Origin of the sequence: Zobellia russellii (assembly GCF_018728565.1) — a bacterium.
Lineage (GTDB): Bacteria > Bacteroidota > Bacteroidia > Flavobacteriales > Flavobacteriaceae > Zobellia > Zobellia russellii.
Map to the genome: position 1 here is coordinate 1,142,667 of NZ_JACSOI010000001.1, position 16,216 is coordinate 1,158,882.

At 39.6% G+C, this 16,216-nt stretch carries 9 protein-coding genes; 5 read left to right on the forward strand and 4 right to left on the reverse strand.

Translation table 11 applies throughout. The features are described 5' to 3' along the window. Window positions 1-54: 54 nt before the first annotated feature. The 5 genes from H9565_RS04770 to H9565_RS04790 all read left to right on the forward strand — a co-directional run bounded on the left by H9565_RS04770 (window position 55) and on the right by H9565_RS04790 (window position 8,933). Entirely contained in the window at window positions 55-1,383 is a 1,329-nt protein-coding gene (locus H9565_RS04770) for a sugar porter family MFS transporter (RefSeq protein WP_215438041.1), read from the forward strand. Beyond that, window positions 1,380-3,026 carry a glycoside hydrolase family 32 protein gene (locus H9565_RS04775; protein ID WP_246560295.1) on the forward strand — a complete coding sequence of 549 codons (1,647 nt, stop codon included), beginning with the start codon at window positions 1,380-1,382 and terminating at the stop codon, window positions 3,024-3,026. The genes H9565_RS04770 and H9565_RS04775 overlap by 4 nt, the downstream gene beginning before the upstream one ends. Before the next feature lie 12 nt (window positions 3,027-3,038). Then, a complete protein-coding gene (locus H9565_RS04780) occupies window positions 3,039-6,197 on the forward strand; it encodes a SusC/RagA family TonB-linked outer membrane protein (RefSeq protein ID WP_215438042.1) in 3,159 nt (1,052 codons plus the stop codon). A gap of 12 nt (window positions 6,198-6,209) precedes the next feature. Further along, a complete protein-coding gene (locus H9565_RS04785; protein WP_215438043.1) occupies window positions 6,210-7,955 on the forward strand; it encodes a RagB/SusD family nutrient uptake outer membrane protein in 1,746 nt (581 codons plus the stop codon). 84 nt (window positions 7,956-8,039) lie between these two features. Next, window positions 8,040-8,933 carry a carbohydrate kinase family protein gene (locus H9565_RS04790; RefSeq protein WP_215438044.1) on the forward strand — a complete coding sequence of 298 codons (894 nt, stop codon included), beginning with the start codon at window positions 8,040-8,042 and terminating at the stop codon, window positions 8,931-8,933. Window positions 8,934-9,069: 136 nt separating this feature from the next. On the opposite strand, the gene H9565_RS04795 is transcribed toward H9565_RS04790, so the two are convergent. The 4 genes from H9565_RS04795 to H9565_RS04810 are packed head-to-tail and all read right to left on the reverse strand — an operon-like array spanning window position 9,070 to window position 16,207. Beyond that, on the reverse strand, window positions 9,070-10,596 hold the full coding sequence (locus H9565_RS04795) for a PKD domain-containing protein (protein ID WP_215438045.1): 1,527 nt from the start codon (window positions 10,594-10,596) through the stop codon (window positions 9,070-9,072). 22 nt (window positions 10,597-10,618) lie between these two features. Next, on the reverse strand, window positions 10,619-11,521 hold the full coding sequence (locus H9565_RS04800; protein ID WP_215438046.1) for a DUF1735 domain-containing protein: 903 nt from the start codon (window positions 11,519-11,521) through the stop codon (window positions 10,619-10,621). Between the two features lie 16 nt (window positions 11,522-11,537). After that, window positions 11,538-13,352: a RagB/SusD family nutrient uptake outer membrane protein gene (locus H9565_RS04805; RefSeq protein WP_215438047.1), complete on the reverse strand. Its 1,815-nt coding sequence runs from the start codon at window positions 13,350-13,352 to the stop codon at window positions 11,538-11,540. Window positions 13,353-13,381: 29 nt separating this feature from the next. Beyond that, entirely contained in the window at window positions 13,382-16,207 is a 2,826-nt protein-coding gene (locus H9565_RS04810; RefSeq protein WP_215438048.1) for a SusC/RagA family TonB-linked outer membrane protein, read from the reverse strand. Window positions 16,208-16,216: the final 9 nt, after the last annotated feature.

Sequence of the window (16,216 nt, forward strand, 5' to 3'; positions counted from 1 at the left end):
ATATGCTGCTATATTTTAAGAATACTTTAGTCGTGATAATAGAGAATTACGATTATGAAAAAAATATGGGTTTGGTCCATTACGGCGGCACTAGCAGGATTTCTTTTTGGTTTTGATACGGTTGTTATATCCGGAGCCGATAAAAAACTTCAAACATTATGGGCATCTACTGATGCATTTCATGGTATAGTTGTTATAGGAATGGCATTATGGGGTACGGTTGTAGGTGCTTTATTAGGAGGTATTCCAACTAATGTCCTAGGGAGAAAAAAAACATTGATATGGATAGGGGCTTTATATACGGTCTCTGCAATTGGTTCTGCTTTATCTAATGATCCTATAACATTTGCAGTCTTTCGTTTTATAGGAGGTTTAGGAGTGGGAACTTCTACCATTGCCGCACCGGCATATATTTCTGAGATAGCTCCGCCCAAAGACCGTGGAAAATTGGTTGGACTATATCAGTTCAATATTGTCTTTGGGATATTGATTGCATTTTTTTCCAACTATTTATTAAATGGTGTAGGTGAAAATGATTGGCGTTGGATGGTGGGTGTTGAAGCTCTTCCTGCTGCCTTATATACCATTTTTGCCCTTACGATTCCTAAAAGCCCAAGATGGTTAATATCAAAATTAAAAGTAGATGAGGCCAAGGAAGTCCTAGGTACTATTAATCCAGGGGTAGATGTAGAGCAACTTATGTTAGAAATAGACACGGACAATGAAAATGTCGTTGCTGGGGAGACCATCTTTCTCAAGAAATATAGGTTTCCATTAGTTCTTGCCTTTTGCATAGCGTTCTTTAACCAGTTATCCGGTATAAACGCTTTTCTATACTATGCACCAAGAATTTTGGAGGAGGCCGGTCTGGGCGCTAGTACGGCATTATTGAGTAGTATAGGTATTGGTCTTACCAATATGATATTTACCCTATTGGGAATTTTTCTTATTGACCAAATGGGGAGAAAACAGCTTATGTATATAGGTTCAGTGGGTTATATAATATCTCTTTCATTGGTAGCCTGTGCATTTTTCTTTGGGTGGAGCGGTCTGGCCGTTCCTATTTTTCTTTTTCTATTTATCGCTGCGCATGCCATAGGCCAAGGAACAGTTATTTGGGTTTTTATCTCGGAAATATTCCCTAATCATTTACGGGGTTATGGTCAAAGTTTTGGCAGCTCGGTTCATTGGATTTTAGCAGCTATAATTCCTTCGTTGATTCCCATGTTATTTGCAAGCATAGGCCCGGCAGTGGTATTTGCATTCTTCGCTTTTATGATGGTGCTACAGTTATTTTTTGTTGCCTTGGTCATGCCGGAAACAAAGGGGATGTCATTAGAGAAACTCAGTAAGACTTTAATAAAACTAAAAACAACCAAATGAAAACACTTTTAAAACTCCGGCTTACAGAGAACCCATTAGGTTTTTTATTGGCTTTGGGCATACTATGCAGTACAAGTTCATGTAAAGAAGCTCATTCAAGTTCTAAAGAAATTAAGCAAGACTCAGAAATGGCATCGGCAATAAAAAAGGATATAGAAGAACAAATGTATCGGCCTAATTTTCATTTTTCACCAAAAAAAGGATGGATGAACGACCCCAATGGCATGTTCTATTATAATGGCTATTACCATCTCTATTTTCAACACTATCCAGATGGGAACACCTGGGGGCCTATGCATTGGGGTCACGCCATCAGTACCGATATGATTAGCTGGAAAGAGCAGCCTATTGCACTTTATCCTGATGAGCTGGGTTATATATTTTCCGGAAGCGCAGTGGTAGATGTAGATAATACTTCCGGTTTTTCAGAGGATAGTAAAACCCCGGTAGTGGCCATGTTTACTTACCACGATATGGAAGCTGAAAAGGCGGGGAAAACTATTGATGAAACTCAGGCAATAGCCTATTCACTGAACGAAGGTCTAACTTATACTAAATTCAAGAGAAACCCGGTTATTGCAAATCCCAACATACCAGACTTTAGAGATCCAAAAGTAAATTGGGACGAGGATCGGAAGCAGTGGACTATGGTCTTGGCGGCAGGACAGGAAATTATGTTCTACGCCTCCAAAGATTTAAAGCAATGGGAGTTGCTATCTACATTTGGAGAAGGTATAGGAAACCATAATGGCGTTTGGGAATGTCCTGATTTTTTTCCTCTTCCGGTCAAAGGAACAGATGAAACCAAGTGGGTTTTGTTAGTGAGCATAAACCCTGGTGGTCCTAATAGTGGTTCAGCTACACAGTATTTTGTAGGAGATTTTGATGGAAAGACTTTCAAAATAGATGATACTTTTCAAAAGAAGCTTGCCAAGGAACATAGTTTCTGGGTTGATCATGGCCGTGATAATTATGCAGGCGTCACCTGGTCCAATGTTACTACGGCAGACGGAGGTAAACTTTTTATCGGTTGGATGTCAAATTGGTTATATGCCAATGAAGTGCCTACTGAAAAATGGAGAAGTTCCAATACCGTAGCAAGAGAATTGGGCCTTATTAAAGGAACTGATACCTACAGGTTGGTTTCCAAACCGGTTAAGGAGCTAGAGAACTACCGTGCAAAAAAAGTGGTGGATAGAGCTATTCCAATACCTGGAAAAGCGGTTTTGACTACTACAGAAACCATTAGTCTATCTAAAACTGAAATTAATTTTTCTATTTCGGAATTGTCCCAGGCGAAGTACACTTTTTCCCTCTCTAACAAACAAGGAGATAGTTTAACATTTGGGTACGACGCTAAAATCAACAAATATTTTATAAATCGGGATAAGTCGGGAAAAACCGATTTCTCTCCAAAATTTTCAGACAGGCTCTCAACGGCCCCGCGAACGGCCCGTGCAAAGGAGTGGACAGGAAAAATCCTTTTGGATAAAACATCCATCGAACTTTTTTACGATGATGGGCAAACGGTAATGACCGAAATATTCTTTCCCCACGCACCTTTTGAAACCTTATCGATAACCTCGGACCAAGACAACTTTACTCTCGACGCTTTGGAAATACATGAATTAAAATTTAACTAAAACTCGACTATTATGAAACTAAAACTTTTATTCTTACTACTAACTCTTGCTCCTGTTGGGCTTTTGGCCCAGGATCGGATAACAGGTACGGTTACGTCCGCCGATGATGGACTTCCCTTGCCCGGGGCGTCCGTAATCGTAAGCGGTACAACTATTGGTACAACTACAGATTTTGACGGTATTTATACTTTAGAAGAGGTTCCTAGTGATGCCACTTTGGTATTTAGCTATATAGGTTTCCTAAAGGCCGAAATTCCCGTTAACGGCCAGTCTACAATTAATTTGGCCATGCAGGCAGACGCCCAACAGCTAGACGAGGTAATCCTTACCGGTTATGCCACGGAAAGAAAGGCAGACTTGACCGGTGCGGTTACCGTAGTAGATTTAGGACCGGTAGAAGGCCAGAGTATGAGCTCGGGTAGTGCCGTGCAATCACTTCAAGGGCGGGTACCAGGTCTTTTTATAGAAAAATCGGGAGACCCAACAGGCAATGGCAACCGTATTCTCATTAGAGGGGTTACCACACTCGGTAATAACGATCCGTTATATGTTATTGACGGGGTGCCTACTGTCCGTCAAGAGGTGTTCTCAAGTTTAAATCCGAGTACCATAGAGTCCGTTCAAGTATTGAAAGATGCTTCGGCATCCTCGATTTATGGTGCACGCGCGGGCAACGGGGTAATCATTGTTACTACTAAAAATAGGGCCAAAGCAGCTGATGGGGAGAAGTTAAGCATTTCAATGAATTCAAATATATCTGTGCTGTCCGAGAAAAAACAACGTTATGATATGTTGAACGCCCAACAACGAGGTGAGGCCTTATGGAGAGCTTCGGTCAATGATGGTGCAGATCCAAACGGGGGTTACGGGGAAATTTACAATTTTGATTGGAACGGAGATTTTAACAATCCTGTTTTAAACGGAGTTACAATTCAGCCCTTTGTAGGTGGTGACCCAAATGTGCCTGCGGGTGATACCGATTGGCAAGATGAAACTTATAAGACGGGTTATTTATATAATAATGATTTTAGTATTTCAGGTGGAAATGACAGGTCTTTTCATTTATTGAACATTGGATACTTAAAAAACACAGGGGTATTAAAGTATACCAACTACGAAAGGTACTCTGCAAAGTTGAACTCTAATTTTAACTTTTTCAACAATAAACTTAGGGTTGGCGTAAATACTCAATTTTCTACTTCTGATGAAACTTTGGCTTCTTTAGATGTAGGTAGCGCACCTACCCCTAGTTTGGCCATTACCTTGGCTCCAACCTTACCGCTTAGAGATGCAAACGGAGAGTTTGCCGGTCCTTTAGGAGCGGGTTATTCGGACAGAAACAATCCGGTACTAATGCAGTATTTGAACAGATGGGATAACACGGAACGTACTTCTATATTCGGTAATGTTTATGCTGAATTGGATCTTCTTAAGAACCTTACGTTCAGAACCAGTGTAGGATTGGATTACAATGACTTCAAAAGAAAGGATATTGAGCCAACGGTAAGCAACGGTTTCATTACACGGGGCAACAATAGGTTAATTCTTGATACCAACAAATTCACCAGTGTGGTCTTTACCAATACGTTAAACTACAATTTGGAATTGGGAGACCATCGTTTTGGATTGTTGGTAGGTACGGAGTCTGTGAAGAACGATTTTGATGAGGTATATGCTTCGGCAGACGGCTTTGCGGTTGAAACAGAGAATTATTTCGTACTAGGAGCGGCAACAGGAGTAAGAACCTCTAACGGAAGTTCTAGCGGTAGCCGTTTGTTATCGCAGTTTGGTAAGTTAAATTACTCTTATGGGGATAAGTACTTGGCTTCGGTTACAGTACGTCGTGATGGTTCTTCTAGATTTGGACCGGATAACAGATACGGTATTTTTCCTGCATTTACTCTAGGTTGGAGAATTAGCCAAGAAGAATTCCTAAAGGATAACGACCTAATCAGTAATTTAAAATTAAGAGCGGGTTATGGTGAAGTGGGTAACCAGAATATAGGTGATTTGGCCCGTTTTGGCATATATGAAGCGCGTTATGGAGACAATCAGTTCTCTGCTACAGGAGATACTTTTTTCTTCAATACGTTTTATAATGTAGGTACTGCTTATGACCTAAACGGAAATAATGGCGGAACACTTCCTTCTGGGTTTGTATCTACTCAGGCGGCCAATCCGGCACTAAAGTGGGAAACCACCAAAGAAATTAATGTAGGTTTAGATTTCGGACTCTTTAAAAATGCCGTAGTGGGTTCTTTTGATTACTTTACCAGAGAAACTACCGATATTTTAACTACACCGCCTATTGCTTCTGTTATAGGTGAAGGACAACAGCGTGTGCTTAACGGTGCTTCTACGGAAACCAAAGGTTGGGAACTTTCCCTAGCTTACGCTAAGGCTTACGATAGTGGCCTTTCTTTTGGAATCTCTACCAATTTCGGAGCGTTCAAGGATGAAATTACCGCTCTACCGGAAGAAGTTAGGGCCGCTTTCCCAGGTACGGCAGAGAATTCCATAGTAGGCCAATCCCAATTCTCGATTTTCGGTTACAAAACTGATGGATTATTTCAAAGTCAAGCAGATGTTGATAGTTCTCCAACCCAGGTTGGTGCGCGCCCAGGAGGGTTAAAGTTTCAAGACTTAAATGGAGATGGTACTATTGATAGTGACGATAGGGATTTTATTGGGAACACCCTGCCGGATTTAGAATATGGTGTACGTCTTGATGTTGGATACAAGAATTTTGATTTCTCCGTGTTTGGTTCAGGTGTGGCCGGGAGGATTGGTCAAGATCCCTATATTTTGTGGAACAACTTTGTTCAAGGTCGTGAAAATGCCGGTCTTGGCGTATTGAACTCTTGGACGCCAACAAATACCGATACGGATATTCCTTCCTCTTCATTGGCTTTCAACGATTTGAGAACATCCGATTATTTATTTAGAAATAACTCTTATTTCAAAATCAGGAATTTACAGATTGGTTATTCCCTGCCCGAGGATATTATTGAAAAATGGGGAGGTATGACCAAGTTAAGAATCTATTTTCAAGGTGAGAACCTAGCTTGGTTCACTCCTAACGATTATATCGGGTCAGACCCTGAACGTACTGATGTGAACAAGATTCCTGTACCAACGGTATTGTCTTTGGGACTTAACGTAAATTTTTAAAAAATTGAAATCATGAAACATAAAAATATATATTTATTAGGAATGTTGGTTTCATTACTCTTTGTCTCTTGTTCGGATGACTTTTTAGAGTATGAACCAGAAGGAGTACTGTCTAACGAAAACGTAGCAACTGCGGAAAATGCAGAGTCTTTGGTAGTGGCCGCCTACGCGGGAATAGCCAATGATGACATGGTAGGTCCGCTAACCCAGATGTGGGTATACGGTAGTGTACGTTCTGATGATGCCTATAAAGGAGGCGGTGGTCGTGGTGATGTTGATATTGTTGACAAATATGAACAGTACAACCTTACCCAAGCAGATAACGGTACCGATTGGATGGGGCCAAGAACTTGGACTAACTATTATGGGGCTATTTCTAGGGCTAACTTTGCTTTATCCGTAATTAATGAAATTCCAGATGCCGACTATGCAGATAAAACTATACGTCAGGCCGAACTTCGGTTTTTAAGGGCGCATTCGCACTTTATCCTTAAGCAGCTTTTCAAAAAAATCCCATATATCACCGAGGAGTTGACACCAGAGGAAAAAAATCAAGTTTCAAACGATTTGCCCAATAATGAACTTTGGGAGAAAATTGCTGAGGATTTCCTTTTCGCCTATAATAACTTACCTGAGTCACAAGACCAAGTGGGTAGGGCAGATAAGAATGCAGCTGCGGCATATTTGGCAAAGCTACGTTTGTACCAGGCCTATGAGCAAGATGAAAATCATGCTGTAGTGAACATCAATACGGCCCTTTTAGAAGAAGTTGTGAGTTATGCCGATGATGTTAGTGCTAGCTTGGAACCTGATTATGGTAATAATTTTTTGGATGGTTTTGATAATGGTCCCGAATCAATATGGGCCGCACAATTCTCTATAAATGACGGTACAATTGTAAGTAGGGTAAGTTTTGTAACCGGACTGAATTCTCCGCACGGAACAGGACTGTATGGTTGTTGCGGTTTTCATTTGGCCAGCCAGAACATGGTAAACGCCTTTAAAACGGATGCCTCCGGACTACCGCTATTGGACACCTTTAATGATGAGGATATCTTTAATACGGTTGAAGATGATGGTACCTCCGTACCTAGCGCCGGCCTAACAATAGACCCAAGATTAGATCATACCGTAGGAATACCGGGAAGACCTTTTAAATACAGAAATACGGTAAACGAAGCGGGCGATATGGTATACAATTTTAGTTGGGCTAGAGACCCTGGTGTATATGGTTATTTTGGGAATATGAAAGAGCAACAAGCTCCGGATTGTTCATGTTACGTAAAAGAAGGTCCGTTCGTAGGAACCTCAAAAAATGTAGATTTTATACGTTATGCAGATGTACTGTTGTTCAAGGCCGAAGCTTTAATACAGTTGGATAGATGGGATGAAGCCCTACCTATAATAAATCAAGTTAGGACCCGTGCGGCATCTAGTACGGCAAGACCTGTGGAAGCCGGGGCAACGGATATCTATAATGTAGGTACGTATGATGCTTTTCCAAGTAAAGAATTTGCCTTAAAAGCCTTAAAGTTTGAAAGACGATTGGAATTTGGAATGGAAGGTCCAAGATTTTTTGATCTAGTACGATGGGGAGAAGCTGCCGAAGTTTTAAATGCCTATTTAGCTGAAGAAAGAACCAAGAGGGATTTCTTGGCCAATGCAGAGTTTACCGCTGGTAGGGATGAATATTATCCAATACCTCAACGCGAAATAGATTTTACGGGTGGGGTATACGTACAAAATGCTGGATATTAATAGTATAAGAAAGAAAAGAGTTGTTTGAGTTAGTTGAAAAGGCATGGGAATTCGTTCCTGTGCTTTTTTTAATATAGATTAAAAATGGAAAAGGAAATAAATGCAGTTTGTTTTGGAGAAGTTTTATTTGACAATTTTCCAAAACATTCAAAAATAGGTGGGGCACCTTTAAATGTGTCACTAAGGCTTCAATCCTATGGTATTAACGTAGCGGTAATTAGTAGTGTTGGTAAAGATGGTAATGGTAAAAAAATTATTAGCTATCTTAAAAAGTCTGGGGTAAATACTAAAAACATAACTGTTCAAGAGGAGTACCAGACCGGTTGTGTTAATGTAGTATTAAATGAGAAAGGTATAGCATCCTATGATATTGCTTATCCGGTAGCATGGGATAAAATTGTTCATAAAGAATCCCAAGAAGGAGTGGTGGCCAATAGCGATTTTTTTGTTTTTGGTAGTTTAGTCTGTAGAGATGCCTTATCAAGAAGCACACTTTTTGAACTATTAAAACTTGCTCCCTATAAGGTTTTTGACGTTAATCTTCGGATCCCGTATTATACGCAAGAATTGTTGCAAGATTTAATGCTGGCATCGGATTTTATAAAGTTTAATGATGATGAACTTTTTGAAATAGCTCTTACTATGGGGTCTAAGTTCAATTCATTAGAGCAGACCATAGAGTTTATAGCCAAAGAAACAAATACAGATACCATTTGTGTTACAAAGGGAGCTTATGGTGCCGTCTTATATATTTCCGGTACGTTTTACTACAATAGTGGTTATCGCATTAAGGTGCTTGATACGGTAGGTTCTGGCGATTCATTCTTGGCATCTGTTCTTTACAAGCTCTTTAATAATGAAAAGCCTCAAGACGCCATAAATTTTGGTTGTGCCGTAGGGGCAATGGTTGCAAAAAGTGAAGGTGCCAACCCTATACTTACTGATTTAAAAATAAAAAAGTTCATGCATCCATCATAGATTTGTGTTGGCTAAGGTCTATTTGCTCCATGATATTTTGCAACAGGGGTAGACTATGTAAGTACAAACCATTAAAAAAATAAAAGCGCAGTAGATTAAATATCTCTGCGCTTTATATATTAATTTACTTTGTATTTTATGGCCGCGGGTTTGGTTTATAAATTCTAAGATTGTCAATCCACAGGGCGGCCGTATCAGAGTTACCACCATAGCGGAAGAACGTAAGAAATAATTCCCCTGTATTGCCATTGGTATCTCCGCTCACATTTATAGTCTTGGTTACGGTTATCCATTCGTTGTCTCCTCCATTGCTGTTAACGCTAGACCAGTTTCCATTGGCATCATTCCCTCCACTGGCCATGGTGGTGGACATTCTACGTTCTAGAGCACCGGCAACGTCTTCTATTCGTTTACCTTCATAAGCAAGAACTACCACATCACCTTCAGCTACGGTATAGCCTTGCATAACGCTTAAACCAATTTTGTCATCACCTCTTACAAAACCGATACAGCTACGACCCTGATAAGGTTCCATTGGAAGTTCTGCCGAATTTTCGTTTACGAACTTAAAGAAGCCAGAGCCACTACTATTATTGGAAAGTGCGAATTTAGACTCGTCTTCTGTATCCGTTCCACTCCAAAGGTTATGACCATAAACACAGGGTTCTTCCGTAAACATCTCTGGAATGTAATTATTGGTTGCGTCTTTAAGAATGCCCGTAGGATTAAATGAGACAAGAACTTCATCATCACTATACATCTTATCACTAAAGGTCAGCTCAACAGTTTTTTCGCCGGTAGCTTCAATAGATATTATATCCGGGGTTAAAACGGTTCCATTATTCGTATTGACCGTAAGCATAAATTCGCTAATTGCGTTGGCAGGTATATCCTGAGAAATTGGCTGTGTAAATTGTAGTTCAATTTTGCTGTCCGTTGCTACGGCCCTTATCAACTCTACAACAAGTTGTTCTACTTGTATGTATCCCATTTTTTGGATGGTATCTTCAGAAATACCTTCATCCCCATCATCACGTTTAGCAGTAAGAGATACATTGTAAATTCCAGGAGTTAAGAAGGTTATAGTAGGGTTTTCCTCTGTTGAAGTTAATGTCTCATCAGGACTTTCAAACACCCAGTTAAATTCAGTTGGGGAACCTTGAGAGGTATTTGTAAACGTTATACTATTGCTTGAATAAATGTTAATAGCAGCCCCGTTATCTACAGGTTGAGTGATAAAGCTGGTTTTAACAGGTACACTTTTGATAGTAATAGATGTTTCAGAAGTGGTTGATTTTCCATCAGAAGAACGGGTAGAGGTTAGTTTTACAATAGCTTCTCCGGGGTTTGAAAAATTAAGCCTTACCATTTGTTCTTTAGATGTTATGGTTTCGTCCCCTTTAGTAATTGTCCATTCACTTGTATCCGAATTTCCTTCTGTATTATCTATGACAAAAAAGGTTTTGCCCATGTCTATTTCATTGACCATGGCGCCTTCTAAATCTTTTACAATAATATTGGAAGTTAAATCACCCACAAATTCTTTTGTGGCCCTCTCTTCCATATCCTGGGTAATATTTACATCTCTATAATCCTCTTGCTCGCAAGAAGGAGTGGAAAAGATAAAAAACATAAATAGTATAAGGTATGCTGCTTTCTTCATCTCGTTTTTTTTAGCGTTGTGATTATTTCCAACTTTCCATATTTATTTCTGTGTTCCCGTAAATCAAAGTGTCGATTACGCTATGTTCTGCATCGTTATATTTATAGTTATACTTACAAATAAAAGAATGGGTGTCATAATTGTATTGTGCGGAGCCCACCAACTCGGTAACTACCGATGTTGTGTCTGCCGATAGCAGGGCAGAACCATCCGAAGGACGAAATTTTAGGTTGTATATAAAATCACTGCCATTTTCGTTATCACCTATACGAGGTACCGAAAGAACATCACGCTCTTTTGTATTTAGAAAAACGAATTTATTCAAGACCAATGCGGAGTTGTTGTACTCAATACTCGAGGCTACCGTACCGTCTTGGTTTAGCTCATCATCTTTGCCCTTTACATAGTACCGACCATCAAATTCATTCTTGAACTTAACGGCAACAATAGAGAATTTCTTGCTTTCAAGAATAGAATCTGTAGTGCCGCCGGTCAATAGGAACGGGATAGCATAAGTGTTCTGGGCTCCTTCTGGATACTTTACTAAAGAGTCTCTCTTAATGGTCACGTTTACAAATCCAACGTTAGAATCTGCAATGGTAATAGTGGAAGGATCGGACAGTGTGTACCAGGAAGGCGGCATTACTTTGATGCCCATATCCGTATACTCCGCATTATTGGTAATTAATGTGTCCGAAATAGTATAGTTTAAAGTCGCCAATGCCCCATCATAAGAGTATTTGCCGCCATAAGTGGCTCCTACATTAATTTCAAAAGTATCTGCTCCCGGATCTAGAATAACCGTACGAACAGGATATTGATTGGCAAAATAGGCAGCTGTACTATCAAAATCTGTTTGATATTCGTCGTAACAAGCCGTCATCAAAAAAACAAGAAACAACGGAAGTATGGTAATCTTTTTCATTTTTTTCATTTTTGAGTTATTTCCAACCATCATTTTGTTTTAAATTGGAGCTCGTTAGTATTTCACTTCTAGGTATTGCACCGTATCTCATATAATCTGGAAAAGAAACTTGGTTAGGGTATACGTTCTCATTAAAGTTATAATTGAATGTGGTTCCATTATCATCAGTAGAAACTTCTGATCTTTTAACTGTAGTATTCAAATCATCTCCCCATCTTCTAACGTCATAAAACCGATGGCCTTCAAAGCAAAGTTCTATGCGTCTCTCATTTTTGATAAGGGGTGTTAAATCTGCTAAACTTGCCAAGTAGGGATCGCTATTTACCGAAGTATCACCATCTGTTGGAATACCGGCACGATTACGCACAAGTCTTAGCGCCTGCCTTGCAGAAAGACCGTCTATCATTACATCTGGTCCTACCGTATTGTTGGCGGCTTCGGCAAAATTAAGATACGCTTCTACCGCGCGGAACATTGCGGTAAAATGCCATGGGGTCTCAGAACTTACACCAGCAATAAAACTGGGCTTTTCAGTTATCCATTTTCTCAAATAGTAATTGGTACGGGAAACACGTGAATCGTCTGAAATATTTGCGGCACCTACGGAAGTATTGCCTCCATCCCACATTTGAATATTAGTATTGTGAAATTCCGCATTGTTATAAATAATAGTCATATAAAAGCGCGGATCTCTATTGTCATAGGGCATATCCTCACTATAGCCGGAATCTGCTTTTTCAGAAATGGGATAGCCATTGCTCATAGGAAAAGCATCTACAAGGTTTTGTGATGGGTTGGTGGAACCTTGGACGGAAAGTCCTAATGATGGTGGATAGTTATCTTCTTCCCAAGCTTTTGTTTGATTTGCCCTTCTTAAAATTAACTCAGGGTTAGCATCTACTTTGGTGAAATAATCATCATCAATGGTATTTGGGTGATAAATGTCTGGTAATTCACCAATGGCATCTATGACCTTTTTAGCCGCTTCTGCAGACCGCGTATAGTAATCCGTAGCCTGAGCGGAGTTACCTGCGGAAAAAGCAGGACTTGCAGCATAGAGCAGCAATCTTGATTTGAGTGCGTTACAAGCAACGGTTGTTGGTAAGCCTGCCAGTCCGTCTCCATATATGGTAGACTGTAAGTTGTCATCTGGGTGAGAGTTTACATACTCATCCGAATATTCGGGCAGTAACCCGGAGGTTAGGGCAGTATCTATATGTGCTACAATAAACTCCACAGTTTCTGCGTAAGTTGCTCTTTTTAACTCTAAAGCTTCTTCTTCGCTTATAACCTTGTCAACAATTGGAATGCCCATAATCTCACCATCTACCGGGCCGGCATAATCTCTTAAAAGTTGAAAGTAATTTAAAGCCAATAAAAAGTGCGCTTCTCCCTCCATTCTCTTTTTTATCTGAATATTTCTATCTTCATTGGAGTTCCTATACACAATATCATCATTAAGACCTACCGAGAGGAACTTATAGATGTTTTTGATATACCTATAATTGTTATTCCAAGTGTAAATAGGGTAGTTGCCAGCAGTGAAAAAATTGGATACCGTGTGCATTTTCCATGCGGTAGAGTTGTAATCATTAGAAACGGCATTGTCTGTTGCACAATCTAGAAAGTCACCTGAAAATGTTGTGTAACTTCCTGGAATTGCTCCATAAGCAGGTACATATAGACCTTCTACATATTCAGGATTTAATTCGTAATCAAGTACCGCTTCTTCACTTAGATTGTTGTTGAAGTTGGGCTCAAAATAGTCACTACAGCCTACTAATACTGAAAACAGTAATAGGGGCAATATATAGTTTCTTATATTTTTCATCTTTGAATAATTTTTTTTGTTCGTTTTCATTAGAAACCTATTTTCACACCTAAAGAAACGGTGGTATATCTTGGAGCAAAGGTTAAACCGGAGTTAGGTGATTGAGCATCTAAAGACCAATCGCTACGGAAAGTCATAAGGTCATCCGCTTTTATAAAAATATTCAGGTCTTGAGCGGCAATTGATTCAGGAACTACATCCGGAAATTTATAGTTCAACTCTACATTGTTTAATTTAAAGTAGTAGGCGTTCTTTAAAAAGAATGTAGAACTATTATAACTGTGAGCGGAATTCTCGCTCGTTAGTCTTGGCAGGGAGTAGTTATTATTTGCAAGACCAATAGCATTGCCTGAGCTATCAAATGTTGGAACGGCGGCATCGTACACGAACTTTGAATACTTGGCATTTCCTTTATTGGTATAATAGGAATTCCATGCATTCATCCTATGGAACCCACCAACACCCTGCCCTCGTGCATAAAAGCTGAATTTTTTATAATGAAGGTTAAGGATTGCGGAATATATGTATCTAGGAGTACTATTTCCTATAACGGTCCGGTCAAAGTTATTTATGACATTATCATCATAAGTGTATTCTGAATTAGAATTGGATAGGTTTTTGAACTTTAAATCTCCTGGGATGATAGGTCCTAAACTAGAGGTCAATGGCCCGCCGTTTTGGGCGCCATAACTTGCAATATCTTCGGCACTTGTGTAAAAACCGTCGGCAACATAGCCCCAAATGGCATCTGTATCTTGGCCGGCAGTATTTTGAAACGAAAAATCATTTAGTTCATCATACTGTGCCCACTGTGAAATGTAATGCGTGAAATTACCTCCAATGGAGTATCCAAAGTCACCCAATTGGTCTCCCCACTTGGCAGATACCTCAAAACCTTTGTTATCTATTGCATTGTAATTGGCAACGATGTTTGGGGTACCTGCCAATTTTGGAAATGCGTACTGTATAGTAGTAGGCATACCTTCTCTTTTTTCAGTGAAGAATTCTGCGTCTAACCTAAACCTGTTCCTGAACATTCTGGTGGTAAGGCCTATGTTCAATTCAGTAGATGTTTCATAGGTTAAATTGGGGTTTCCTGCCTGTACATATTGCGTACCTACTAATGATTCTGAGTTTTTGACCCCCGTGGCATAACTTCCTGACCAATATTGATAGTAGTCATTGTACAATAAATATGGGAATGACTGGTCATAACCAATTTTGCCATAAGAAGCTTTGAGCTTTAAGTAATCTATAGCCTCCAGATTGTCCATAAATTTTTCTTCGGATACAATGTAAGACACTCCAAAAGCATTGAACAATTTCCATCTATTGTCTTGGTTGAATCTTGTTGATCCCATATACGATGAAGTTACCTCGGCAATATATTTGTTTTGAAATGCATAGTTCAATCTTAAACCAAAGTTCATACTCTTGTCATCTTGAACCGTCTCCATATTGGCCGCGGCAGTTTTTACGGTTTTATTGTCTACTAGATAGTTGAGTGTAGCATTTATAGCATGTTTGCCAAAAATACGGTCATAATCTATATACGCCCCACCACCTAAGTTTCGGTAATAGGAATCACCCAAACGTTGCTCATTTCCTTTTGGATTATAAACGCCGTTTACGATGAGGGTGTCTTGCTGAGTAGCTGTTAATGCGGGTTTTAGTGTACGATATGTAAGTGATTTTCCTTCGGAAATATAGTTGTTCATGTCAAAAGTGGCATAAGCCCTAGCTTTTAACCCTTTTATATACCTGTTAAGGTCAAAGTTCATTCCTATATTGGTTTGTGCAATAGACGTTGTACGTCTCTGATAACCGGAATAGGCAAGATCTCCGTACAGGTTTTTTCCATTAACTATGTCCGAAGTTCCCAACGAATCTACATTGGCTTGAGCGCTAATGAATATTGGGTAGTCCGTAGGTTTGGTAGTGGATAGTTGGTTAAAAAGTTCGTTATCGCTAACATGGCTGCCATTTTCAGTAAAAAAACGACCTGAAATATCTAGATTTACGGAAATAACATCATTGATTTTGTAGTCTAGATTGCTCCTTACGTTTACAGCATTGTTCTTGCTCTTTTCTCCAACCTTAGCAATACCATCTTCCCCCACATAACCTAAGTTGAAAAAGTATTGGGTCTTCTCGTCGCCACCCACCAGTTGAGCATTCAGATTTTTGTAATTCTTTGTGTCATTGACGAACATGTCATAATAATCCACATCCGGGTATCTGTAATCTGTACCTGCCAAAGCTATGTCTTCGTTGGAAAATAAAATATCTTTTCCGTCATTCCGTAGGGCTTGATTGCGATATTTCATGTAATCACGCGCATCAACAAATTCTGGATAGCTTCCTGCGCTGCGTATACCCGATTCAACCATTAGAGAAATCTTTTTTTCAGAGTTTGTTCCTCTTTTGGTCTTTATAACTACTACACCGTTAGCCCCTCTACTTCCGTACAGCATTTTGGCCGTTGCATCTTTAAGGATGTAAACTATGTCTACTTCCTCTAGTTGTAAAGAACTAAGAAAGCGATTAGAAAGACCGTCTATAACTACTAAAGGACCATCGTTTTCTCCTCCTCTAGATCTTCCTCTTACACGTCCTAAGGTAAAGCCGGGCACTTGACCCTCTATGGCGGCTGTTAAGCTGGGGTATCCAGAATGTAGTAAATCACTACTCGTAATCACATCAATAGCTCCTACAAGTCTATTCTCGGACACCTTTATGAACGGCAGCAAAAGTGTGTCTTGTTTTTTGCTATGCATTCCTTCTTGAGCTATGACATCATCTATGTACAATAGACAAAGCAAAGCGCATGATAATGTCAATATATATTGTTTCATAATTTTATA